The sequence below is a fragment of the Kitasatospora sp. NPDC093102 genome, from assembly GCF_040683915.1.
Lineage (GTDB): Bacteria > Actinomycetota > Actinomycetes > Streptomycetales > Streptomycetaceae > Kitasatospora.
This window is the reverse complement of sequence record NZ_JBFBFA010000003.1, coordinates 245150-268483: the sequence shown is the minus strand read 5'-3', so window position 1 is coordinate 268483 and position 23334 is coordinate 245150. Positions and strand designations below refer to the sequence as shown.

Genomic DNA, 23334 nt, shown 5'->3' with positions numbered 1-23334 from the left:
GCCGTCGGGCGGCGCCCTCGGATGAGGGTGTTATGGGGTCTGTGTTTGTCCGCGTTGTGCTTCCGGGCCGAGCGTAGGTCGGACAAAGGCATCGCACCTATGCCTTTTCGTCCTCGTCGCGTACGGTTCATCGCCGCGCTGTCGCTTCACAGGGGCCCGGCGTCGGAAGCGCCGGGCTCCGGCGGCGGCAACGGCATGAGCGCACGCGCACCCGCAGGAGTGAACGCAGATCCGAAGGGGAGTGGGCGCCCCGGATACGGAGCCGCGTGAGGACTTCCGTTCCCGAGCACCCCGAGCCTGTCGGGGCTCGTCGGTCTGGTTCGAGCGTTCGGGGGTCACCCGGTAACGAATTCTGACACACCCGCCGCCGGGCCCGGCAGGCCGGGATGGCAGGATCGCTTGTCCGCCATTTCGCGTACACCCCCGCGACACCGTGGCGACCGCACGTCCCTCCCTCAGGAGCCGCCCTCATGCCTCACGTCCGCCACGCCCGTCGCCAGATCCCGGCCGGCGCCGCCCTGGTCACCGCCGGAGTCCTGCTGCTGACCGGCTGCGGCGGCGGGCAGGCCGCCCAGGACGACCCGGTGAAGGACCTCCGCGCCAAGCTGCCGAAGACCCAGCGGGCGGCCGGGGTCCTGCGGATCGGCATGGACGTCAACTACGCCCCGGTGGAGTTCCCCGGCCCGGACGGCAAGCCGGCCGGCCTCGACCCGGACATCGCCGCAGCCCTGGGCCGGATCCTCGACGTGCGGGTCGAGTTCGTCGACACCCCCTTCGACAAGCTGGTGCCGAACCTCCAGGCCAAGCAGTACGACCTGGCGATGTCGGCGCTCAGCGACACCCGCCGGCGCCGCGACGCCCTGGACGAGAACGGCAAGCAGACCGGCCCGGGCGTGGACTTCGTGGACTACTTCATCGCCGGCACCTCGATCGTCGTCCCGAAGGGGAACCCCAAGGCGATCAAGACCCTGGACGACCTGTGCGGCAAGACCGTCGCGCTCCAGCAGGGCACCACCCAGGACGAGATCGTCACCCGTCAGGTGGGCGTCTGCGCGCGGGCCGGCCGCCCGCCGCTGACCCCCCACAAGCTGGACACCGACACCAAGGCGCTGGCCGAGGTCGCCTCCGGCGCCGCCGCGGCCGGGCTGAACGACTTCCCGGTGGCCGCCTACGCGGCGAAGACCACCGACGGCGGCAGCCGCTTCGAGGTGACCGGCGGCCAGTCCACCTCCAACCCGTACGGGATCGCGGTGCGCAAGGACGACGGGCCGCTGCGCGACGTGCTGGCCAAGGCGATCGACCAGCTGATCCGCAGCGGCGAGTACGACAAGATCCTGGCCAAGTGGAACCTCAGCGCCGGCGCGGCGCAGAACGCGGTGGTCAACGGGGGCATCTGAGCCGGCGGGCGACGGGCCTCCGGGAGCGGAACAGACGGATCTGCATACTTATGCGCGGAGTGACAGGGACACGGGATAAGTCCGAATAGCGGACAGCATGGCCCCTCGTTATCCGATTTTGATCTGGATGAGGGCCATCTGACTGTCATCAGATGGCAGGATTCCCCCCATCCCGGATCGAGTCGGCCACTGGTCGAGGCCGTTCGGTCAACGTCCACCTCGGCGGAGGGTGGCGGAAGCAGTACCTCGTAGAACCCCGGGCGGCTCCCCCGCACCCGGGCAGCTGCACGACCCGGCCTGCACGTACGACGACGTACGGCGACACGCACCCGTACCGAGCCGCGCGGCTCGCCGTTCCGGTGCGCCGCTCCCGCGGCGCGCTCCGCCCGACCTCTCTCCCCCAGGATGGAGATCCCCCTCATGACCACCCGTACCCGGCGCAACCGGCTCTTCGCAGCCGGTGTGGTCGCCGCCTCCGTCTCCCTCGCACTGACCGGCTGCAGCAGCACGGGCGAGAGCAGTGGCGCCCCCAACGCCTCCGCGACCGTCAACGAGGTCAAGGCCGACCCCAAGCTGGCCGCGCTCGTCCCGGACGACGTCAAGACGGCCGGCAAGCTCATGGTGGGCGCGGACGCCTCGTACGCGCCGGACGAGTTCAAGGACGACAGCGGCAAGGTCATCGGCTTGGACGTCGACCTGGCCAACGCCATCGCCGCCAAGCTCGGGCTGAAGGCCGAGGTCCAGGACTCCGGCTTCACCGCGATCATCCCCGGCATCCAGTCGAACAAGTTCCAGCTCGGCATGTCGTCCTTCACGGACAACAAGGAGCGCGAGCAGATCGTCGACATGGTGACCTACTTCAACTCCGGCAGCGCCGTCGCGGTGAAGAAGGGCAACCCGGAGAAGATCGACCCCAAGGACCTCTGCGGCAAGAAGGTCGCCGTCCAGACCGGCACCACCCAGGCCGACGAGATCAAGGACACCCGCGACCCGGACTGCGCCAAGGCCGGCAAGCCGGGCGTCCAGAACGGCGGCGACAAGTTCGACCTCCAGACGGACGTCACCAACGCCGTGGTCTCCGGGCGCGACCAGGCGATGATGGCCGACTCCCAGGTCGTGGACTACGCGGTCAAGCAGTCCGGCGGCCAGCTGGAGAAGGTCGGCGAGACCTACGGTGTGGCCCCCTACGGTGTCGCCCTGGCCAAGGGCTCCAAGCTCGCCCCGGCCGTCCAGGGCGCCGTCCAGTCGCTGATCGACGACGGCACCTACAAGCAGATCCTCACCAAGTGGGGTGTCGAGGCCGGAGCCATCGACAAGTCGGTCATCAACGGCGCCAACTGACCCTCGTACGCTTCACCTTCTCCCCCGAGGCCACACCGTGAACTCTTTGGACAAGGGGACGGCGGAGAAGGGGCGGCCTGAGACCATCAAGGCCGTCCCGGTCCGCCACCCCGGACGCTGGGCGGGCGCAGTCGTCATCGCCGTACTCGGAGCGATGCTGCTGAGCGCCCTCTTCACCAACCCCGCCTTCAAGTGGGACATCGTCGGTCAGTACCTGTTCCACGACAGCATCATGCACGGCCTGCTGGTGACGCTGGAGCTGACCGCGCTCGCCATGCTCATGGGTGTGGTCGGCGGCATCATCCTCGCGGTGATGCGGCTGTCCCCGAACCCGCTGCTGGCCGGCGTCGCCTGGGTCTACATCTGGATCTTCCGCGGCACCCCGGTGCTGGTGCAGCTGGTGTTCTGGAACTTCCTCGGCCTGATCTGGGCCAAGCTGTCGATCGGCGTCCCGTGGGGGCCGGAGTTCTGGTCCGAGCAGACCAACGTGCTGATCCCGACCTTCGTCGCCGCGCTGCTGGGCCTCGGCCTCAACGAGGCCGCCTACATGGCGGAGATCGTCCGCGGCGGCATCCAGTCGGTGGACGAGGGCCAGGCCGAGGCCTCGCACGCGCTCGGCATGAGCCGGTTCCAGACCATGCGCCGGATCGTCCTGCCGCAGGCCATGCGGGTGATCATCCCGCCGACCGGCAACGAGACCATCTCGATGCTCAAGACCACCTCGCTGGTCTCCGTGATCTCCCTGGAGGAGATCTTCCGGGCCGGCCAGGTCATCTACTCCCGGAACTACCAGAACATCCCGCTGCTGATCGTGGTCAGCATCTGGTACCTGTTCTTCACCTCGGTGCTGACCATCGGTCAGTACTACATCGAGCGCCACTACGCCCGAGGCTCCAACCGCACCCTCCCGCCCACCCCGCTGCAGCGGCTGCGGGGCCTGTTCGCCGGGAAGCCCGCCCCCAAGGCGAACGCCGACGTCGTCCCGGGGCTTGAGGGAGGTGGTCACGTATGACCGATCTGACCAAGACCCCCGCCGGCGCCGCCGCGTCCGCCGAGCCGATGGTCCGCGCCGAGAACGTGCACAAGTCCTACGGCCTGGTCGAGGTGCTCAAGGGCATCGACCTGGAGGTCAAGCAGGGCGAGGTGTTCTGCCTGATCGGCCCGTCCGGCTCCGGCAAGTCCACCTTCCTGCGGTGCATCAACCACCTGGAGAAGATCAACGGCGGCCGCCTCTGGGTGGACGGCGAGCTGGTCGGCTACCGGCAGAAGGGCGACAGGCTCCACGAGCTCAAGGACCGCGAGGTCGCCCTCAAGCGGCGCGACATCGGCATGGTCTTCCAGCGCTTCAACCTGTTCCCGCACATGACCGCCATCGAGAACATCATGGAGGCGCCGGTCCAGGTCAAGGGCGAGGGCAAGGCCGACGCCCGCGAGCGCGGGATGGCCCTGCTGGAGCGGGTCGGCCTCGCCGACAAGGCGGGGAACTACCCCTCGCAGCTCTCCGGCGGCCAGCAGCAGCGCGTGGCGATCGCCCGCGCGCTGGCCATGAAGCCCAAGCTGATGCTCTTCGACGAGCCCACCTCCGCGCTCGACCCGGAGCTGGTCGGCGACGTCCTCGACGTCATGCGCGGCCTCGCAGAGGAGGGCATGACCATGGTGGTCGTCACCCACGAGATGGGCTTCGCCCGCGAGGTCGGCGACGCGCTGGTGTTCATGGACGGCGGGGTGGTGGTCGAGTCCGGCAACCCCCGCGAGGTGCTCACCGACCCCCAGCACGAGCGCACCAGGGCCTTCCTGTCCAAGGTGCTCTGAGCCCGTACCGTCGGCGCCCGGCAGGCCCGTCCTGCCGGGCGCCGACACTTTCCCGACCCGGGCAACAGGTCGGAGCCCCCGCACAGGTAATAGGCTGGAGGGAGTCAGCCCGTTACCAAATCCTGGAAGGACCCCTGTGGAGCTCGCCGCCTACGCCGATCTCGCCGTTCGGCTGGTGAACACCGAGGAGCCCGAGCGCGGCACCGACACGCTGACCTCCGTGGAGGCGGTGCGCGGCCTGTTCTCCGACTCCTCGCGGGCCGCCGCCCTCGCCGACGAGTCCGACCTGCCCCGGCTGCGGGCGGTGCGGACCCGGCTGCGCGGGGTCTTCGAGGCCGCCGCCGACGGCGACGAGGTCCGCGGCGTCGACCTGCTGAACAGCCTGCTGATGGAGTACCCCGTCAGCCCGCTGATCTCCGGGCACGACCACCTGGACGACGCCGGGCGGCCGCGCTGGCACCTGCACCTGGCCGACAACTCGCCCACCGCCACCGCGCACTTCAGCGCCGTCGCCTGCATGGGCCTGGCCGTCCACCTGACCGAGCTGGGCGCCGACCGGCTCGGCATCTGCCAGGCCGCGCCCTGCCGCAACGCCTACCTGGACACCTCGACCAACCGCTCCCGCCGCTACTGCTCGGACCGCTGCGCGACCCGCGCCAACGTGGCCGCCTACCGGGCCCGCAAGCGCCAGGAGGCGGAAGCCGCGGCCCGCGCCTAGCCGGGAACGCGCCCTAGACCTCTTCCACCCAGACGCCGAGCCGACGGGCCAGGCCCGGCACCCGGGCCAGCCGCGGGGCGAGCAGCAGCCGCTCCAGCCGTCGCCCCGGCGCCAGCCAGGCCGGGCTCGGGCGCAGCCGCAGCAGCGCCCGGCCGAGCACCAGCTCGTCCGGGACGGCGCCGTAGCTGCGGCTGTCGCTGTCCACCGGGCGGTTGTCGGAGAGCAGCCACCAGCCCTTGGCCCGGCGCTCGGCGGCCCGCTTCACCACCAGCAGGTCCTGCTGGAACGGGTGGCGGAAGACCACCACCGCGCCCGGCCGGATCGGCGCGCCGTAGCGGACCAGCAGCTGGTCGCCCTCGCGCAGGGTCGGGACCATCGACGGCCCCGCCACGTCGACCAGCCCGAACGGCAGCGCGCCACCGTCCCGGCCCTGCCTCCCGGCTCCGGCGCCCTCCGGCCGCGTGCTCCGCGCCACGACTCCTCCTCCCGATCCGCCCGCCCCCAGTCTGCCGCACGGACCGCCACCTGCTCGATGTCCGGAATACCCCGTTTCCGGGTCCGTCTTTTGCCCTAGGCCCGCCGCCCGACCGCGAAACCGGGAGGGCGGAAGGGTAATCTCGGGCGCGGGAAGACGATCTAAGGAAGGACTCCCATGTTCTCTCGTCTGTTTGCACCGCGCGCCACCGCCCACGCCCACTGCGACCTGCCCTGCGGCGTGTACGACCCGGCGCAGGCCAAGCTCGAGGCCGAGTCGGTCAAGGCCACCCAGGAGAAGTACCAGGCCAACGAGGACCCGCACTTCCGCGCCCGCGCCATCATCATCAAGGAGCAGCGCGCCGAGGCCGTCAAGCACCACATCTCGGTGCTGTGGAGCGACTACTTCAAGGCCCCGCACTTCGAGAAGTACCCGCAGCTGCACCAGCTGATCAACGACACCCTGAAGGCCGCCTCGGCCGCCAAGGCGTCCACCGACCCGGCCACCGGCCAGGCCCTGCTGGACCTGATCGCCGAGGTCGACAAGATCTTCTGGGAGACCAAGCAGGCCTGAGCCTGACGCGTCGCCACCCGGCCGCCCCCGTCCGCACCGCCGGACGGGGGCGGTCGTGCGTTCACGTCCGGTCCGACGCGGTAAGGGTTGCCTGCCCTGAGCGGCTGTTATGCTGCCAGGGCGTCCGAGGGGGAAGTCCGGTGTGAATCCGGCGCTGACCCGCAACGGTGAGCACGGCCCGTACCAGCCCGTACGACCGCGCCAGCCCGATCGCCCTCGGTCGCCGACCTCCCGACAACTCGCCGCGGACTGCGAGGGGAACGGCGCCCCGGCACGCCTCCGGCCCGCGCCCGCCCCGGCGCACCCGCGGCCCGAGGCAAGGCGCACCCGTGAACCGTGCAGTCGGCCCGCCCGCTCGTCGAATACCCGTCGTCCCGCTCGCCGCCGGCCTCGCCGCCGCGCTGCTGCTCTCGCTGGTCTGCGGGGTCGCCCTCGGCTCCTCCGGGCTCGGCCTGCCCCGCGTGCTGCGACTGCTGGGCGCCGGGCTGACGGGCGGCCGGCTGGACGCCGGCGAGGCGGCCGCGTACGCGATCGTCTGGGAGATCCGGCTGCCGCGCACCGTGCTGGCCGCCGTGGTCGGCGCCGGTCTCGCCGCCTGCGGGGTCGCCGTCCAGGCGCTGGTGCGCAACGCGCTGGCCGACCCCTTCGTGCTCGGCATCTCCTCCGGCGCGGCCGTCGGCGCCAACGCCGTGCTGCTGTTCGGCGCCTTCGCCTCGCTCGGGGTGTGGGCGGTCTCCGCCTCCGCCTTCGGCTCCGCACTGGCCGCCATGACGCTGGTCTACCTCGCCGCCCGCACCGCGTACGGGCTCACCCCGCTGCGCCTGGTGCTCACCGGCACCGCCCTGTCCTACGGCTTCTCCGCCACCACCACCCTGATGGTCTTCGCCGCCGACCGCGGCGAGGCCGCCCGGGACGCCATGATGTGGCTGCTCGGCAGCCTCGGCGGCGCCACCTGGGGCAAGGTGCCGATCGCCGCCGTCACGGTGCTGGCCGGCCTCGTCCACCTGACCTGCGCCGCCGGGCGGCTGGACGCGCTCGCCATGGGCGACGAGACCTCCGCCTCGCTCGGCGTGGACCCGGACCGGCTGCGCCGTGAGCTGTTCGTGGTGACCGCCGCCGTCACCGGCACCGTGGTCGCGGTCAGCGGGGCGATCGGCTTCGTCGGGCTGCTGGTGCCGCACCTGGCGCGGATGCTGGTCGGCGCGGGGCACCGCCGGGTGCTGGTGATCGCGCCGCTCGCCGGGGCGCTGCTGCTGGTCTGGGTGGACATCGCCTCGCGCACCCTGCTGGCACCCGCCGAACTGCCTGTCGGGGTGTTCACCGCGGTGCTCGGCGTGCCCGCCTTCCTGGTGATGATGCGCCGCCGCGGCCAGGCCTTCGGAGGCACCCGATGACCGGCGTGACCGAGGCGGCCGGCATGACCGGTGCGACCGGACCGGCGCAGGCCCAGGACCTCGCCGTCGACGCCGTCTCGGTGGAGCTGGCCGGCACCCGGCTGGTCCACGAGGTGAGCCTGGCAGCCGCCGCCGGGCAGGTGGTCGGGCTGGTCGGCCCGAACGGCAGCGGCAAGTCGACCCTGCTGCGCTGCGTCTACCGGGTGCTGAAGCCGGCCGGCGGCGTGGTCCGGCTGGCCGGCGACGACCTGCACGCCCTCACCGCCCGCGAGACGGCCCGCCGGGTGGCCGCGCTGACCCAGGAGCACTCCGCCGAGTTCGACTTCACGGTGGCCGAGGTGGTCGCCATGGGCCGGCTGCCGCACCGCCGCGGCTTCGGCGCCCCGGCCGAGGGGGACGGGGAGCGCTGCGCCGAGGCGCTGCGCAAGGTCCGGGCCGGGCACCTCGCCGAGCGGGGCTTCCTGAGCCTGTCCGGGGGCGAGAAGCAGCGGGTGCTGTTCGCCCGCGCGCTGGTCCAGGAGCCGCGCCTGCTGGTGCTGGACGAACCCACCAACCACCTCGACATCGCGCACCAGTTGGAGGTGCTGGCGCTCGCCCGCGAGGCCGGTCCGACGGTGCTCACCGCGCTGCACGACCTCAATCTGGCGGCGAGCCACTGCGACCTGCTGTACGTGCTGCGGGCCGGCCGGATCGTCGCCTCCGGTCCACCCGGCGAGGTGCTCCGCCCCACCCTGCTGGCCGAGGTGTTCGGCGTCCGGGGCACCCCGGTGCGGCACCCGGGGACGGGCGCCCTCCAGCTGCTGTTCGACCGCCTCGACCACCCCGCCTGATCCCACCCCTTCCAGAGGAACCACCGTGCGCACCAAGGCCGTTGCCACCACTGCCCTGCTCGCCCTCGGACTCACCGCCTGCGGCGCCGAGATCGCCCCGGAGGAGGCCGCCACCGCCTCCGCCCACTACCCGGTGACCGTGCGCAACTGCGGCGACCAGCTCACCTTCGACCGGAAGCCCGCCCGGGCGGTGACCAACGACGTCGGCATCACCGAGCTGATGCTCTCGCTCGGCCTCGCCGACCGGATGGCCGGCTACGTGATGCCCGACGACAAGGGGCGGATCGACAAGGTCGCCTGGAAGGACGGCTACCAGCAGACGGCGTGGCTCTCCAAGCAGCGGATCACCAAGGAGATCGCGCTGGACGCCAAGGCCGACCTGGTCTTCGCCGGCTGGCACTACGGCTTCGACGAGGGCCAGGGCGTCACCCCGCAGGCCTTCAGGGCGCTCGGCATCGACTCGTACGTGCTCAGCGAGTCCTGCCGCAGCGGCAAGGGCACCGAACGCGGCGTGATGGACCCGCTGGAGGCGCTCTACACCGACCTGGCCAACCTCGGCGAGATCTTCGACGTCAAGGACCGCTCCGACAAGCTGATCGCCGACTTCAAGGCGCAGATCGCCGCCGTCCCGCAGCCTGGGCGCCGCCCGTCCGTCTTCCTGTACGACAGCGGGCAGGACAAGCCGTACACCGCCGGGAAGTTCGCCGCCGCGAACGAGATCATCGCCAAGGCCGGCGGGACCAACGTGATGGGCGACCTCGCCGACAGCTGGGTCACGGCCGGCTGGGAGAGCGTGGTGCAGCGCGACCCCGAGGTGATCGTGATCAACGACTACGCGACGCCCGGGGCCGAGGAGAAGCGGAAGTTCCTCAAGTCCTTCCCGGCGCTGGCGAACGTCTCCGCGATCAGGAACGACCGGATCTTCGTCATGGACTACGTCGACCTGGTGGAGAGCCCGCGCAACCCGGCCGCGATCAGCGCGCTGGCCGAGTACCTGCGCACCGTGCCGGCCCGCTGACCGGCCCGGATCCCGGCCCTCCGGTACGGGCGGCCGGGCGTACGCTCAAGGTACGAGCCGACGGAACCCGACCGGAGGAGCGACATCATGACCACCATGGCGGCACCCACCGCCTTCGACACCCGCGCACTGCGCGAGGGCATCGAACGCTGCGACGCCGAGACCCTCCTGTCGCTCTACGCGGAGGACGCCGAACTGCGCATGGTCGATCGCAGGACCCAGCCCAGCCACCCCCTGGTGATGCACGGGCGGGAGGAGATCGGCGCCATGCTGGACGACATCTACGGCCGCGAGATGACCCACAAGCTGGAACAGGTGGTGGTCCAGGGCGACCACGTCGCCTTCCTGGAGTCCTGCCGGTACCCCGACGGCGTCCGGGTGCTGATGTCCTCGATGGCCGGGCTGCGGGACGGCCGGATCGTCGATCAGACCTCCGTCCAGGCCTGGGACGAGACCGGTCCCGAGCAGTAGGCTCACAGGCATGATCCGCACCGCCGTCGCCACCGACGTCCCCGTCATCCACGCCATGATCCGCGAACTCGCGGAGTACGAGAAGGCCCTGCACGAGGCGAAGGCCACCGAGGAGCAGCTGCACGAGGCCCTGTTCGGCGAGAATCCGGCCCTGTTCGGTCTGATCGCCGAGGACGACGCCACCGGCGAGCCGGTCGGCTTCGCCGTCTGGTTCCGCAACTTCTCGACCTGGCGCGGCACCCACGGGATCTACCTGGAGGACCTCTACGTCCGCCCGGAGTCGCGCGGCGGCGGCCACGGAAAGGCGCTGCTGCTGGAGCTCGCCCGGATCGCCGTCGAGCGCGGCTACTCCCGGGTCGAGTGGTCGGTCCTGGACTGGAACCAGCCCTCGATCGACTTCTACAAGTCGATCGGCGCGGTGTCGATGGACGAGTGGACGGTGTACCGGCTCACCGACGAGGCGCTGGCCTCCGCCGGACGACGCTGAACGGCCGTCCGGAGTCCGGGGAAAGGGTCTGCCACCCTGCGTCGCAATGCCTTACCATGAGTAACTCCCGAACCGGGGTGCGGAAGGCAGAGCGATGGCGGATCCGCGACGCCGGGCCCCCTTCGGGGGTAGCAAGCGGTAACAAGCGGGGTACCAAGAAAGCACAGCGCGCCACCCAGGAGGCAAGGGTGTCCCAGATCGACGGCGATCTCGGTGTTCAGGACTTCGTGGAGGTCCGGCTGCCCGCAGCGGGGGCCTACCTCTCCGTGCTGCGAACAGCGACGGCCGGGTTGGCGGCCCGGCTGGACTTCACGCTCGACGAGATCGAGGACCTGCGGATCGCGGTCGACGAGGCCTGCGCCATCCTGCTCCAGCAGGCGGTGCCCGGTTCCGTACTGTCCTGCGAGTTCCGGCTGGTCGGCGACTCGTTGAAGGTCACCGTCTCCGCCCCGACCACCGACGGCAAGGCTCCCGAACGGGACACCTTCGCCTGGACGGTGCTCTCCGCCCTGGCCGGCGAGGTCGACTCCTCGGTCGGTGAGGACAACACCGTGTCGATCAGCCTGCACAAGAAGCGCGGCGGGTCCCCCGCCCACTAGCCGGGCACCGGACCGAACCGCACGACCGAGCAGCACCCGCGCAAGGGCCGTCCGCCGCTCCCCCGACCCGGGGCCCGGCGGACGGCTCCCGGTACCGCCCCCCAGGCGGTACGACCAACGAGACGATTCCGGGGCCGCCGGCCCCGGTGCTCCCGGAACGGAACGGGGGAATGGCCGTGAGTGATCTGGACCGTACCGGCCTCGCGACGGCGGGACCTGCCGTACCGACCCAGGCGAGCGTTTCCGGCCTCGCCGCCAACGACGAAGCGCACCCGAAGGACGCCCACCGGATGAGCCACCCCACCGAGCCGACGTCCGAGCCGACGCCTGCCTCCGCGCCACCGCCGGACCCGGTGGACGGGACGGACCAGGAGGTCGAGGCCGAGCTGCACGGCGCCGTGCCCGCCCAGAGCTCGCACCGCACCGGCGCCCCGGACCGGGAGGCCGCCCGCGCGCTGTTCGTCCGGCTGTCCGCGCTGCCCGAGGGCTCCCCGGAGCGGGTCGAGCTGCGCAACCAGCTGGTGCGGATGCACATCCCGCTGGTCGAGCACCTGGCCCGGCGCTTCCGGAACCGGGGCGAGCCGCTGGACGACCTCACCCAGGTCGCCACCATCGGCCTGATCAAGTCGGTGGACCGCTTCGACCACGAGCGCGGCGTCGAGTTCTCCACCTACGCGACGCCGACCATCGTCGGGGAGATCAAGCGGCACTTCCGCGACAAGGGCTGGGCGGTGCGCGTCCCGCGCCGGCTCCAGGAGCTGCGGCTGTCGCTCACCACGGCGACCAGCGAGCTCTCCCAGCGGCACGGCCGCTCCCCCACGGTGCACGAACTGGCCGAGCACCTGGGGATCTCCGAGGAGGACGTCCTGGAGGGCCTGGAGTCCGCCAACGCGTACTCCACGCTGTCCCTGGACGTCCCGGACAGCGACGACGAGTCGCCGGCCGTCGCGGACACCCTGGGCGCGACCGACGAGGCGCTGGAGGGCGTCGAGTACCGCGAGTCGCTCAAGCCGCTGCTGGCCCAACTGCCGCCCCGGGAGCAGAAGATCCTGGTGCTGCGGTTCTTCCGGAACATGACCCAGTCGCAGATCGCCGCCGAGGTGGGGATCTCCCAGATGCACGTGTCCCGGCTGCTCGCCCGGACCCTGGCCCAGCTGCGGGAGAAGCTCCTGGTGGAGGAGTAGGACTGACGGCCGCCCAGCTCAGGCTCGGCGGCCGTGCGGTCACCCGGCGGCCCTGTGCGCCCCTAGTCCTCGGACGGGGCGTACAGGGCCGCCGTCGACTTCGGGTTCAGCAGGCAGCCGATGCCCACCAGGCCGAGCACGCCGACCAGCACGCCGACCGCGACCATCGCGCCGCCGCTCTGGAACATGTAGTAGGCGACCGGCAGGCAGATCGAGTTGGTCAGTACCGCCGGACTGCGGCCCCAGCGGCGCTCCTTGAGCAGCGCGAGGGCGGCCAGGACCGGCAGCACGCCGAGCAGCACGATGACCGCTCCGCCGAACTCGTTCAGGGCCAGCTGCTTGGCCTGGCCGGACAGCGCGGCCACCATGTCCCAGACGCCGACGACGGCCAGCGCGGCGCCCTCCAGGGCCGTGATGGCGGCGCCCAGGGTCAGGGAGGCCGGGCGGCCGGAGCCGGCCGAGGGTGCGGGTGCGGAGGTTTCTGCGGTCACTCCAGCAGGGTAGCCGCCGGTTGGTCCGTACCGACCCGTAGGCTTTCCCCATGCGCGCTCTCCTGGTCGTGAACCACAAGGCCACCACCACCAGTGGCCGGACCAGGGACGTCCTGATCCACGCGCTGCGCAGCGATCTCAAGCTGGAGGTCGCCGAGACCCGGTACCGGGGCCACGCGCGCGACCTGGCCCGCGAGGCGTCGGAGGACGGCACGGTCGACCTGGTGGTGGCGCTGGGCGGGGACGGCACCGTCAACGAGGTGGTGAACGGGCTGCTGGCGCACGGCCCGGGCGAGAAGGTCCCGCGACTGGCCGTGGTGCCGGGCGGTTCGACCAATGTGTTCGCCCGTGCGCTGGGTCTGCCCAACGACCCGGTGGAGGCCACCGGCGCCCTGCTGGACGCGCTGGAACACGGCCGGGAGCGGCCGATCGGGCTGGGCAAGGCGATGACCGACGGGCTGCCGGACCGCTGGTTCACCTTCACCGCCGGCCTCGGCTTCGACGCCGGGGTGGTCGGCCGGGTCGAGGAGCAGCGCCGGGCCGGGCGCAAGTCCACCCACGCCCTGTACGTCGCCCAGGCACTCCGGCACTACTTCACCCAGCGTGAGCAGCGCCGCTCCGGCCCGATCTCCCTGGAGCTGCCGGGCCACGAACGGGTTCCGGGCCTGGTCCTGTCGATAGTCAGCAACACCTCGCCCTGGACCTTCCTCGGCAACCGTCCGGTCTACCCCTCACCTCTCGCCTCCTTCGACACGGACCTGGACGTCTTCGGCATCACCCGGATGACGGCGTTCGGCACAGCTCGAACGGTCCGTCAGATCCTGCGGTCGTACACGTCTTCGAGCGATGGCGCCCCTCCGGCCGGGCCTTCCGGGAAGCACGTCGTCTCCTATCACGACGTCAGACACTTCACCTTGGTTTCGGAGGAACCGGCCCCGTTCCAGGTCGACGGGGACCATCTTGGAGACAGGAGTCGCGTCAGTTTCACAGGCGTACGGCGGGCACTGCGTGTGATTGTGTGACTGGAAGGGGGGTTCCTCCTTCTTCTCGAACGCACAAGCCCCCTTCACTCCATAGAAGTACCGGCTGTGAGCTAGGCGACACCGAAGAATCCAAAATTCCTCCCCGAAGGGGGTTGTATCCGAGCCCGAGGTTTGCGAACCTCTACATGGCGATCGGGACACATCGCAGCGACGGCAACTCCGGAACCACAGGAGCGCCGACCGCGGAGTGCCCCTCGAATCGCCGAATCCCCCCCAGCACAGACCACCCGGGCCCGGTGGGCCTTTGGTCTCTTTTGCTGTTGCGGGATTCGTGAAAGCGTTCACATTCACAAGCCATTCGATTATGCCGATCGGGTCACCCCCCGCGGCAGGAGGAGTTGGACGACCATGGACTGGCGCCACCGCGCTGTCTGCCGCGAAGAGGACCCGGAGCTGTTCTTCCCGATCGGGAACACCGGTCCTGCTCTGCTGCAGATCGAGGAAGCCAAGGCCGTGTGCCGCCGCTGTCCGGTGATGGAGCAGTGCCTCCAGTGGGCGCTCGAGACCGGCCAGGACGCCGGCGTCTGGGGCGGCATGAGCGAGGACGAGCGTCGCGCGATGAAGCGCCGCGCCGCCCGCAACCGCGCCCGCACCGCCTGATCGCCCAGCGATCACACGCCGTAGCACCGGCAGAACCGCAGTACCGATCGACACACGATCAAAGGCTTCCCTGCACCTCCTGGTGAAGCCTTCCGCACAAAGGACCTCGCCCGGCCAGGTCCCGCGACACCGGCCCCGCCCAGACACTTGATACTGTTCACTTAGAGCAATATCGTGGAGCTGTGGCGCTCACCGTGTGCAACGCACCGGCGAGGTGTCGCACCACCCAGAGCCCCCGTTCCGGCCGACTCCCCCCGACGGCCGGAACGGGTTGAGAGGCCCTGTCGACCCACCCCCCCGGTCGACAGGGCCTCGTTGCTGTTTCCGCATCCCGGCTTCCGCATCCCGACTTCCGCGCTCCGGCTTCCGCACTCCGGCGCGTGAAGCGTGCACCCGGCGCGTCCGCCGAACGCGCGCCCCTGCCATGCGCCTTGGCGCAACGGATTCTCAGCAGAATCTCAGCGAACCAGGGCCTCGGCGAACCGGGGCCTCGGCGAACCCGAGCCTCAGCGGACCGGGATCTCCAGGACCACCTTCGTTCCGCCGTTCGGGCCGGCCACCATGTCGAAGGTGCCGCCCAGCTCACCGGTCGCCAGCGTCCGGACGATCTGCAGCCCGAGGTTGCCCGCCGTCTTCGGGTCGAACCCCTCCGGCATTCCGCGGCCGTCGTCCTGCACCGTGATCAGCAGGTACTCCTCCGGCCGGGCGCCGCCGGTCCAGCTGTCCGACCAGCCCTTCCCGGTCGCCGGGGCCCGCCCGCGCAGCGCGCTGACCTCCAGGTTCCCGGAGGCGGTCGGGCCGAACGCGTGCTCCAGGGCGTTCTGGAGCAGTTCGGTCAGCACCATCGACAGCGGGGTGGCCACCTCGGCGGACAGGATGCCGAAGCTGCCGGTGCGGCGGGTCGCCACCCGGCCGTCCTGGGACAGCTCCATCACCATCGCCAGCACCCGGTCGGCGATCTCGTCGAAGGCCACCTGCTCGTCCAGCGCCTGGGAGAGCGTCTCGTGCACGATCGCGATCGAGCCGACCCGGCGCACCGCCTCGTCCAGCGCGGCCCGGCCGGACTCCGACTCCATCCGGCGGGACTGCAGCCGCAGCAGGGCCGCGACGGTCTGGAGGTTGTTCTTCACCCGGTGGTGGATCTCCCGGATGGTGGCGTCCTTGGTCATCAGCTCGCGGTCGCGGCGGCGCAGCTCGGTGACGTCCCGGCAGAGCACCAGCGAACCGGTCAGGGTGCCCTTGGGCTTGAGCGGGATCGCCCGCAGGGTCACCACTCCCCCCTGCGCCTCCACCTCGGTCTGCCGGGGCGCCCAGCCGCTCGCCAGCTTCACCAGCGCCTCGTGGACGGCCGAGCGGGAGGGCGGGGCGAGGTCGGCGGTGGCCCGGCCGAGGTGGCTGCCGACCAGGTCGGTGGTGAGGCCGAGGCGGTGGTAGGCGGAGAGGGCGTTGGGGCTGGCGTAGGTGACGATGCCGTCCGCATCCAGCCGGATCAGGCCGTCGCCGACCCGGGGGGCGGCGTCCATGTCGGCCTGCTCGACGCCGGGGTAGGGGAAGGAGCCGGCCGCGATCATCTGGGCCAGGTCGGAGGCGCTCTGGAGGTAGGTGAGCTCCAGCCGGCTCGGGGTGCGGACGGTCAGCAGGTTGGTGTTGCGGGCGATCACGCCCAGCACCTTGCCCTCGCGCCGGACCGGGATCGACTCGACCCGGACCGGGACCTCCTCGCGCCACTCCGGGTCGCCCTCGCGCACGATCCGCCCCTCGTCGAAGGCGGCGTCCAGCAGCGGGCGGCGGCCGCGCGGGACGAGGTGGCCGACCATGTCGTCCTGGTAGGAGGTGGGCCCGGTGTTGGGCCGCATCTGCGCCACCGAGACGTAGCGGATGCCGTCCCAGGTGGGGATCCACAGCACCAGGTCGGCGAAGGAGAGGTCGGAGAGCAGCTGCCACTCCGAGACCAGGTGGTGGAGCCATTCCACGTCGGCCCCGGTGAGGGTGGTGTGGCGGCGGACGAGTTCGTTCAGCGAGGGCACATGGCGAGCGTAGCGCCGCCGGTCCGGGCGGGGCGCGGCGGACCGGCGGACGGACCCGCGGGGGGCCTGGTGGGAGGCCCGGAGGGACCTGCCCGCCCCCCGGGAGTTGTTTAGACCAATTTGCCGAGAGGCCTGGACAATCGAGATTGGTCTAGTCCACAATGAAAGGGCACCAAGGAGAGGTTCCCGCGCAACTGCCCTGACCGCGCGCGGCCCCTCCTCGGTCGGACGCCGCAGATCGAGGACCCCGCACAGTTCTCGATCGAGCCCGGCGCCCGACGACAGCTCCGGGCTGCGGTGCCGCATGGGTTGAGGGTCCCGTGTCGGCGCCGTGGCCCGTAGTGTTTTCGGCCCCCGGAGCCGTGTTCCGCCGCTCAAGGAGCAGGCCCCCGGTCCACGACCTGTGGACCGGGGGCCTGCTCGCACGCGGAACGGGCTACCTCGTCTCGGTGACCTTGGCCAGGGCGCGCGGGGCGTCCGGGTCCTGGCCGCGGGCGATGGTGATCTCGTGGGCCAGCAGTTGCAGCGGCAGGATCTCCAGGATCGGCTGCACCTCCTCGGGCACGCCGGCCGGCAGCGCGAAGCCCGCCGAGGCGGCCTCCACCTGCTCCTGCCGGCCGATCACCACCAGGTCCGCACCGCGACCGCGCAGGCGGTCCAGTACCGGCTGGAGGGCCTCTCCGCCCTTGCCGTCCGGGACGATCGCGATGACCGGCGAGACGTTGTCCACCATGGCCAGCGGGCCGTGCAGCAGGTCGGCGCCGGAGAACGGGGTGGCCGGGATGTAGGTCGTCTCCATCAGCTTGAGCGCCGCCTCGCGGGCGGTCGGGTAGCCGTAGCCGCGCGAGGTGATGACCAGGCGCTGGGCGAAGCGGTAGCGCTCGGCCAGCGTCTTCACCTCGGCCTTGCGGGCCAGCACCCCGGCGGCCAGGCCGGGCAGATCCTTGACGGCCGAGCCTCCCCCGGCCTTCGGCCGGGGGAGCCCCCATGCCTCCGCGAGGCCCTCGACCAGCAGGTAGAGCGCCAGCAGCTCGGCGGTGTAGGTCTTGGTGGCCGGCAGCGCCCTCTCCGGGCCGGCCAGCACGTCGATGTGGAACTCGGAGACCTCGGCCAGCGGCGAGGCGGGGTTGTTGGTCACCGCGAGGGTGATGGCGCCTGCCTCGCGGGCGGCCTTGGTGGAGGCCACCAGGTCGGGCGAGCCGCCGGACTGGCTGACGGTGACGGCCAGGACGTCGGTGAGGTCCGGCTTGGCGCCGTACGCGGTGGTGGTGGACATCGAGGTCAGGCCGGCCGGCTTGCCGAGCAGGATCTCGATCAGGTACTTGGCGTACAGCGCGGCGTTGTCGGACGTGCCGCGCGCGGTGAGCAGGACGAAGCGCGGGCCGCGGGCGGCGATCTGCGCGGCGACCTCGCGGATCTGCGGGGCACCCTCGTCGAGGATGCGCTGGAGGACGGCCGGCTGCTCGGCCATCTCCGCCGCCATGATCCGGCCGGGGACGGGAACGGTCTGCGGGTCGGACATCTGGGTCTGCCTCCGATGAGACGGTTCGACCCCGCTCGGACGGCTGCCCGGCGGGGACCTCCACGGCGGCGAGTCCGCACACTCGCTGCGGTTCTTCGTCCCGCAATCCTACGGGCGCACCTGCCGCCGGGCACTCCGTCCGCGCGCTCCCCGTCGCGCCCCTCCGGTACGCCCCTGCGAAGACGGCGGGGGCGTACCGCGACGGGCGCGACGGAAGGTCAGGACGGCTTGTTGATCAGCTGGTCGATCGCGGCGTCGGCCTCCTTGGTGGCCTGGTCCACCGACTTGCCCTTGAGGATCGCGGCCAGCATGTCCGGGATGATCTTCTGCTTCTCGACCGCGCCCCAGCCGGGGGCCAGCGGGGTGAACCAGGCGTCCGGGACGGCGTTGGCCGCGGCGGCGGTGGTCGGCTTGTTCTTCAGCGGGTTCAGCTGGGTCAGGTTGTTCGGCAGGATGTCCTTGTCGGCCAGCGCCTGCTCCGACCTGGTGCTGGTGAACATCCGGATCCAGTCGGTGGCCAGTGCCACCTGCGGGGACTTGGCGGTGACGGCGAGGTCGGAACCGCCGATGAAGGTCGGCAGCGGCTTGCCGTCCGGACCGGGCATGGTGGCCACCTTGACGGCGTCCTTGATGCTCGGGTCGCCGGTGACCGGCGCGGTCACGCTGGCCGCCTCGTAGCCGTTGCCGTAGAAGGACGCGGCGTGCCCGCGGGCCATCGACTCGAACTGGTTCTGCTCGTTCACCGTCAGGTCGCCCTTGTTGTACTTGCGCACCAGGTCGACGAAGTGGCTGATGCCCTGCTGGGACTTGGGGTCGTGCAGGGTGCCGTGCCAGTTGCCGGAGCTGTCGAACTTGGCGATGCTGCCGCCGTACCCGGCCACGTAGCTCATCGCGGCGTACCAGTACGGGCCGGGCAGGTAGAGCGGGGAGAAGGTCTTGTCGGCCTTGTTCCGGTCCGCGATCCTGTCCAGCGCGGCCAGCAGGTCCGCCTCGGTCTTCGGGAAGTCGGCGCTGCCGGTGGCCTGCTGGAAGGCGGCGGAGTTGTAGATGGCCACGCGGGAGCCGGCGTAGTAGGGCACGCACCAGAGCTTGTCCTGGTACGTGCAGGTGTTGGCGAGCGCCTTGATCCAGCTGTCGGAGTTGTCGAAGGTGCTGCGGTCCACCGGGGCCAGTGCGCCGGAGAGCACGTACTTCATGGTCTCGGTGTTGCCCAGCTCGACCACGTCGGGTGCGTTGCCGTCGGTGATGGCCTTGTCGAGCTTGCCCACCTTGTCGGCCCAACCCTGGTAGGAGAGCTTGAGGCTGACGTTCGGGTACTTCGCCGCGAACTCGTCGTTGACCCGCTGGACCAGGTCCGGCCAGTTCTTCTGGGCGTCGTCCATCAGCCAGACGGTGACGGTGCCACCGGTGGCCTTCGGGTCCGCGGAGCCGCTCGCGCCGCCGTCGCCCGCCGGCTTCGCGGACGAGGAACAGGCCGTCAGACCGACCGCCAGTGCCATGGTCCCGAGCGTCGACATGAGCTGACGCTTCTTCACGCCATCCTCCGAGGGGTGTAGAGCCGTGTTGCCCGCCGACAGCGTGATTGGCGCCCGCGGCGGAGAGTCCGGACAGGGGGCGGCGAAGAGCTTCAGGGAGGGCCGATACCACATCCGGCGAGGTTGAATCTCGAACCGGATGACTGGACTCTGGCCTAGACCATAGGTGGTGTCAACGACCAAAAGCCTTACTCGGGAGGGCCGTTGCAGAGCTGTTGTACCGCGTGGCGGCCAGTTGCCGTTCCGTCACCCTAAGTGGATCTTAAGGTGGACTTAAGGTCTGCTTGAGGGAGCACGGTCACCTGGCGAATCCGCAGGTCAACGCCGGGGAAACGGAACGGGCCCGCCATGCGGCATGCGCATGACGGGCCCGTCGGCCGACGCCTGCCGGACAGGTCCGGTGGCGTCTCGTCGATCGGTTCAGCCGACCGCTCCCGGCTGCCCGGTGAGGACCTCCACGGCCGCCAGTCCGCAGACCCGGGCGGCGCCGTGGGTGGCGATGTGGAGCGCGCCGACCGGCTCGGACTGGGGCAGGCCCATCTCGACCACGGCGGCGTCCGGCCGGGCCGCCACCAGGCGGCCCAGCACGGCGGACATCCACGCGTGCCGGTGCACGTCCCGGACCACCAGCACCAGCCGGCGGCCCTCGGCCCCGGCCACCAGCTCCTCGACCAGGGCGTCCAGCAGCTCCGGCGCGGCCTCGGCCGCCGACACCTCGCGGGTACGGGTGCCGGGGAAGCGGTCGGCCAGCATGCCGGCCACGCCCCACGGGGTGACGTCGCCGACCGCGATGTTCGGCTCGTCCGAGAACGAGGCCACGTACGGGCGCTCGCTCACCGGCGGCACCACCAGGCCCGGCGCCCGGACCACCCTGAGCGCCCGGCGCGCGGCCCGCAGGCCGACCGCCAGGTCCGGCCCGACCCGCTCGCCCTGGGCCGCGATCCGGCCCCAGCTGCCCAGCGACCGGACCCGCTCGGCGGCGTCCGCCAGCCGCTCCTCGGCGAGCCGGCCGGAGCGCACGCCCGCCACGATGGCGTCGCGCAGCATCAGCACCGTCTCCTCGTCGGCGAGCCCGCCGCCGACGCAGATCGCGTCCGCGCCGGCCGCCAGGGCCAGCACGGTGCCCTCGCCCATCCCGAAAGTGTCGGCGATGGCGCCCATCTCGATCGCGTCGCTGACGATCAGGCCCTGGTAGCCGAGGCCGCCGTCGGCCGGGGCCGCGCGCAGCAGGTCGCGCAGCACGGTCGGGCTCAGGGTCGCGGGCAGCTTCGGGTCCAGCGCCGGGATCATGATGTGGGCGGTCATCACGGCCTTGGTGCCGGCCGCGATCGCCGCCTGGAACGGGACCAGGTCGCGGGCGCGCAGCACGTCCAGGTCGACGTCGATGACCGGCAGCCCGTGGTGCGAGTCCACCGCGGTGTCGCCGTGGCCGGGAAAGTGCTTGGAGCAGGCGGCCACACCGGCCGACTGCAGGCCCTCGACCCAGGCGGCGGTGTGCCGGGCGCACAGCTCGGGGTCGGCGCCGAAGGAGCGGACGCCGATGACCGGGTTGCGCGGGTTGGAGTTGACGTCCGCGGTGGGCGCCCAGTTGTAGTTGACGCCGGCCGCGGCCAGCGCCCGGCCCAGCTCGCGGGCGACGTCCCGGGTCAGCGCCGGGTCGTCGATCGCGCCGAGCGCGAGGTTGCCGGGCCAGGACGAGCCGGAGCCCGCCTCCAGCCGGGTGACGTCGCCGCTCTCCTCGTCGATGGCGATCAGCAGGTCCGGGTTCTCGGCGCGCAGCGCCCGGGTGAGCGCGGACAGCTGGTCGAGGTCGGCCACGTTGCGGTCGAACAGTGCGACCGAGCCGAGGCCCGCGGCGAGGTGGCGGCGCAGCCACTCCGGCGGCTCGGTGCCGACGAAGCCGGGCTGGAGGACGGTCAGGGCGTCGCGGTGCAGCTGGTCGCTGTCCGGCACGGTGGGAACGAGGATGCTCACGTTGACTCAGCCCTTCACGGCGCCGTCGGTCAGTCCGTTGACCGCCTTGCGCTGCAGGAAGATGAACAGGATCAGGATCGGCACGGCGAAGAGGGTGGACGCGGCCATGGTCGCGCCCCAGTCGGTGCCGAACGCGGTCTGGAACGAGGAGAGCCAGACCGGGAGGGTCTGCGCCGTCTCGTTCTTGTTCAACATGTTGACCAGCGGGAACTCGTTCCACGCGGTGATGAAGCCGAACAGCGAGGTCGACATCAGGCCGGGGGCGAGCAGCGGGAAGATCACCTTCACGAAGGCCTGGGTGCGGGTGCAGCCGTCCACCATGGCCGACTCCTCCAGCTCCTTCGGCACGGCGGCGATGAAGCCGCGCAGCGTCCAGATCGTGAAGGGCAGCACCATCATCAGGTAGAAGGCGGTCAGCGGCACCAGGCTGTTGAGCATCTCGTTGTCGCGGACGATCAGGTAGGCCGCGATGATCATGACCTCCCAGGGCGCCATCTGGGCGGCCATCACGACCAGGACGAAGCCCTTGCGGCCGCGGAAGCGCATCCGGGCGATCGCGAAGGCGGCCAGGGTGGCGATCACCAGCGAGCCGAGCACCGCGCCGACGGTGACGATCAGGCTGTTGGTGACGTACGTCCAGAAGTTCTGGACGTGCACGGCCCGGTCGAAGTGCTCGAACGTGCCGTTCAGCGGCAGGAAGACGGGGTCCCGGCTGACGATGTCCTTGTTCTGCTTGAACGAGGTCGAGAACATCCAGTAGACGGGGAAGATGAAGAAGACGAAGAGGACGACCGCGATCAGGTTCGGCCAGGTGCGTCCGATGAGCGAGCGCCTCACAGCTCGTCCTCCTGCTTGAGAATGATGCGGAAGTAGTAGGCCATCAGCGCGGACAGCATCAGGATGGTGAGCACCGCGATCGCGGAGCCGACGCCGAAGTGCTGGGACCCGATGCCTTCGAGGAAGGCGTGCACCGGCAGGGTGCGGGTCAGGCCGTCCGGTCCGCCCTTGTTGATCAGGTAGACCTGGGTGAAGGCCTTGAACACCCAGATGACTTCGAGGAAGGTCGTGGCCAGGAGGAACGGCTTCATGATCGGGAAGATCACCGAGCTCCAGATCTTGGCCGAGCCGGCGCCGTCCATGCGGGCGGCCTCGTAGAGTTCCTTGGGGATCGTGGTCAGGCCCGCGTACATGTTGAACGCCACGAACGGGACCGACTGCCACACGATCAGCAGGATGATCACGAAGAAGGTGGAGTACTGGCCGCTGGTCCAGTTGAAGTGGGCCATGGAGTGCCAGCCCAGCTTGTCCAGGAACCAGTTGACGACGCCGAAGTTCTGGTCGAAGAGCCAGGTGTAGACGGTGGTCGCGGCGACCACCGGCATCGCCCAGGCCAGCAGCAGGCCGATCGAGAGCAGCAGCCGCATCCGCTTGCCGAGGGTGTTGAGCAGCAGGCCGACCAGCGTGCCGAACACCATGATCAGCACGACGTTGACCGCCGTGAAGACCACCGTGCGCAGGGTGATCGCCCAGAACTCCGAACTGCCGAGCTGGTCGGTGTAGTTGGTGAAGCCGTTCCACTCGGTCAGGCGCTGGATGAACTGCCGCCTGTTGAGGTTCTGGAACGACACCACGGCCGTCTGGATCAACGGCCAGACCAGCAGGACGAGGGTCGCCGCGATGGCCGGAAGCAGCAGCAGGTAGGGGGCGAACCTGGACGCCGCGCTGGGCCCGTCCGACGGTCTGCCGCTCTTCCTCGGGGTGCGCTCGGCACCGGGGGTGGTGAACTCGTCTGTCGACGCCACCACGGAATTCGTTGGTTCCGGGGACTGTGTCTGCACCCGTT

23 protein-coding genes and 1 riboswitch are annotated in these 23334 nt (G+C 70.9%); of the genes, 15 read left to right on the top strand and 8 right to left on the bottom strand.

Annotated elements, in window-relative coordinates:
- Positions 1 to 470: 470 nt before the first annotated feature.
- The 5 genes from AB0O11_RS06890 (at position 471) to AB0O11_RS06870 (ending at position 5268) form a co-directional block, all read left to right on the top strand.
- A complete protein-coding gene (locus AB0O11_RS06890; protein WP_363382577.1) occupies positions 471 to 1397 on the top strand; it encodes an ABC transporter substrate-binding protein in 927 nt (308 codons plus the stop codon).
- Positions 1398 to 1817: 420 nt separating this feature from the next.
- Positions 1818 to 2738 (top strand): ABC transporter substrate-binding protein, encoded by a 921-nt coding sequence (locus AB0O11_RS06885; protein ID WP_363382574.1) that lies wholly within the window; start codon positions 1818 to 1820, stop codon positions 2736 to 2738.
- A 37-nt stretch (positions 2739 to 2775) separates the two neighbouring features.
- Positions 2776 to 3750 (top strand): amino acid ABC transporter permease, encoded by a 975-nt coding sequence (locus AB0O11_RS06880; RefSeq protein ID WP_363382571.1) that lies wholly within the window; start codon positions 2776 to 2778, stop codon positions 3748 to 3750.
- 47 nt (positions 3751 to 3797) lie between these two features.
- Positions 3798 to 4550 carry an amino acid ABC transporter ATP-binding protein gene (locus AB0O11_RS06875; protein ID WP_363382978.1) on the top strand — a complete coding sequence of 251 codons (753 nt, stop codon included), beginning with the start codon at positions 3798 to 3800 and terminating at the stop codon, positions 4548 to 4550.
- A 136-nt stretch (positions 4551 to 4686) separates the two neighbouring features.
- The gene (locus AB0O11_RS06870) at positions 4687 to 5268 is read left to right on the top strand and encodes a CGNR zinc finger domain-containing protein (protein ID WP_363382569.1); all 582 of its coding nucleotides are present in this window, start codon (positions 4687 to 4689) and stop codon (positions 5266 to 5268) included.
- 13 nt (positions 5269 to 5281) lie between these two features.
- Here AB0O11_RS06870 and sodX read toward each other — a convergent pair whose 3' ends face one another.
- Positions 5282 to 5644, bottom strand: a complete 363-nt coding sequence (gene sodX, locus AB0O11_RS06865; protein ID WP_263455005.1) for a nickel-type superoxide dismutase maturation protease — start codon at positions 5642 to 5644, stop codon at positions 5282 to 5284.
- Between the two features lie 276 nt (positions 5645 to 5920).
- On the opposite strand from sodX, the gene sodN reads away from it, so the two are divergent.
- The 8 genes from sodN (at position 5921) to AB0O11_RS06825 (ending at position 12299) form a co-directional block, all read left to right on the top strand.
- Positions 5921 to 6316, top strand: coding sequence for a superoxide dismutase, Ni (sodN, locus tag AB0O11_RS06860; RefSeq protein ID WP_045699892.1), 396 nt, complete (start codon positions 5921 to 5923; stop codon positions 6314 to 6316).
- 67 nt (positions 6317 to 6383) lie between these two features.
- Positions 6384 to 6523: riboswitch (cobalamin riboswitch) on the top strand.
- A gap of 122 nt (positions 6524 to 6645) precedes the next feature.
- A complete protein-coding gene (locus AB0O11_RS06855; protein WP_363382566.1) occupies positions 6646 to 7710 on the top strand; it encodes an iron ABC transporter permease in 1065 nt (354 codons plus the stop codon).
- Between the two features lie 23 nt (positions 7711 to 7733).
- Positions 7734 to 8540 (top strand): ABC transporter ATP-binding protein, encoded by an 807-nt coding sequence (locus AB0O11_RS06850; protein ID WP_363382975.1) that lies wholly within the window; start codon positions 7734 to 7736, stop codon positions 8538 to 8540.
- A 25-nt stretch (positions 8541 to 8565) separates the two neighbouring features.
- Positions 8566 to 9558, top strand: coding sequence for an ABC transporter substrate-binding protein (locus AB0O11_RS06845; RefSeq protein WP_363382564.1), 993 nt, complete (start codon positions 8566 to 8568; stop codon positions 9556 to 9558).
- 87 nt (positions 9559 to 9645) lie between these two features.
- Positions 9646 to 10029, top strand: coding sequence for a nuclear transport factor 2 family protein (locus AB0O11_RS06840; RefSeq protein ID WP_363382562.1), 384 nt, complete (start codon positions 9646 to 9648; stop codon positions 10027 to 10029).
- A 10-nt stretch (positions 10030 to 10039) separates the two neighbouring features.
- Positions 10040 to 10516, top strand: coding sequence for a GNAT family N-acetyltransferase (locus AB0O11_RS06835; protein WP_363382559.1), 477 nt, complete (start codon positions 10040 to 10042; stop codon positions 10514 to 10516).
- A gap of 188 nt (positions 10517 to 10704) precedes the next feature.
- Positions 10705 to 11115, top strand: a complete 411-nt coding sequence (locus AB0O11_RS06830; RefSeq protein ID WP_224280723.1) for an anti-sigma regulatory factor — start codon at positions 10705 to 10707, stop codon at positions 11113 to 11115.
- 176 nt (positions 11116 to 11291) lie between these two features.
- A complete protein-coding gene (locus AB0O11_RS06825; protein ID WP_363382556.1) occupies positions 11292 to 12299 on the top strand; it encodes an RNA polymerase sigma factor SigF in 1008 nt (335 codons plus the stop codon).
- 62 nt (positions 12300 to 12361) lie between these two features.
- Here the strand turns inward: AB0O11_RS06825 and AB0O11_RS06820 are convergent, their stop codons facing one another.
- On the bottom strand, positions 12362 to 12790 hold the full coding sequence (locus AB0O11_RS06820) for a hypothetical protein (RefSeq protein ID WP_363382554.1): 429 nt from the start codon (positions 12788 to 12790) through the stop codon (positions 12362 to 12364).
- Between the two features lie 50 nt (positions 12791 to 12840).
- On the opposite strand from AB0O11_RS06820, the gene AB0O11_RS06815 reads away from it, so the two are divergent.
- Entirely contained in the window at positions 12841 to 13812 is a 972-nt protein-coding gene (locus AB0O11_RS06815) for a diacylglycerol kinase family protein (RefSeq protein WP_363382553.1), read from the top strand.
- A 369-nt stretch (positions 13813 to 14181) separates the two neighbouring features.
- Positions 14182 to 14433 carry a WhiB family transcriptional regulator gene (locus tag AB0O11_RS06810; RefSeq protein ID WP_014138019.1) on the top strand — a complete coding sequence of 84 codons (252 nt, stop codon included), beginning with the start codon at positions 14182 to 14184 and terminating at the stop codon, positions 14431 to 14433.
- A gap of 506 nt (positions 14434 to 14939) precedes the next feature.
- Here the strand turns inward: AB0O11_RS06810 and AB0O11_RS06805 are convergent.
- From AB0O11_RS06805 to AB0O11_RS06780, 6 genes are all read right to left on the bottom strand, one after another.
- Complete coding sequence (locus AB0O11_RS06805) at positions 14940 to 16460, bottom strand: PAS domain-containing sensor histidine kinase (RefSeq protein ID WP_363382551.1); 1521 nt, start codon at positions 16458 to 16460, stop codon at positions 14940 to 14942.
- 436 nt (positions 16461 to 16896) lie between these two features.
- Positions 16897 to 17982 (bottom strand): SIS domain-containing protein, encoded by a 1086-nt coding sequence (locus tag AB0O11_RS06800; RefSeq protein WP_363382549.1) that lies wholly within the window; start codon positions 17980 to 17982, stop codon positions 16897 to 16899.
- 218 nt (positions 17983 to 18200) lie between these two features.
- Positions 18201 to 19517: an extracellular solute-binding protein gene (locus tag AB0O11_RS06795; protein WP_363382547.1), complete on the bottom strand. Its 1317-nt coding sequence runs from the start codon at positions 19515 to 19517 to the stop codon at positions 18201 to 18203.
- 420 nt (positions 19518 to 19937) lie between these two features.
- Complete coding sequence (locus tag AB0O11_RS06790) at positions 19938 to 21491, bottom strand: glycoside hydrolase family 3 protein (RefSeq protein WP_363382546.1); 1554 nt, start codon at positions 21489 to 21491, stop codon at positions 19938 to 19940.
- A 6-nt stretch (positions 21492 to 21497) separates the two neighbouring features.
- Positions 21498 to 22328, bottom strand: coding sequence for a carbohydrate ABC transporter permease (locus tag AB0O11_RS06785; RefSeq protein WP_363382545.1), 831 nt, complete (start codon positions 22326 to 22328; stop codon positions 21498 to 21500).
- Positions 22325 to 23293 carry a sugar ABC transporter permease gene (locus AB0O11_RS06780; RefSeq protein WP_363382543.1) on the bottom strand — a complete coding sequence of 323 codons (969 nt, stop codon included), beginning with the start codon at positions 23291 to 23293 and terminating at the stop codon, positions 22325 to 22327. Before AB0O11_RS06780 ends, AB0O11_RS06785 begins: the two co-directional genes overlap by 4 nt.
- Between the last annotated feature and the right edge of the window lie 41 nt (positions 23294 to 23334).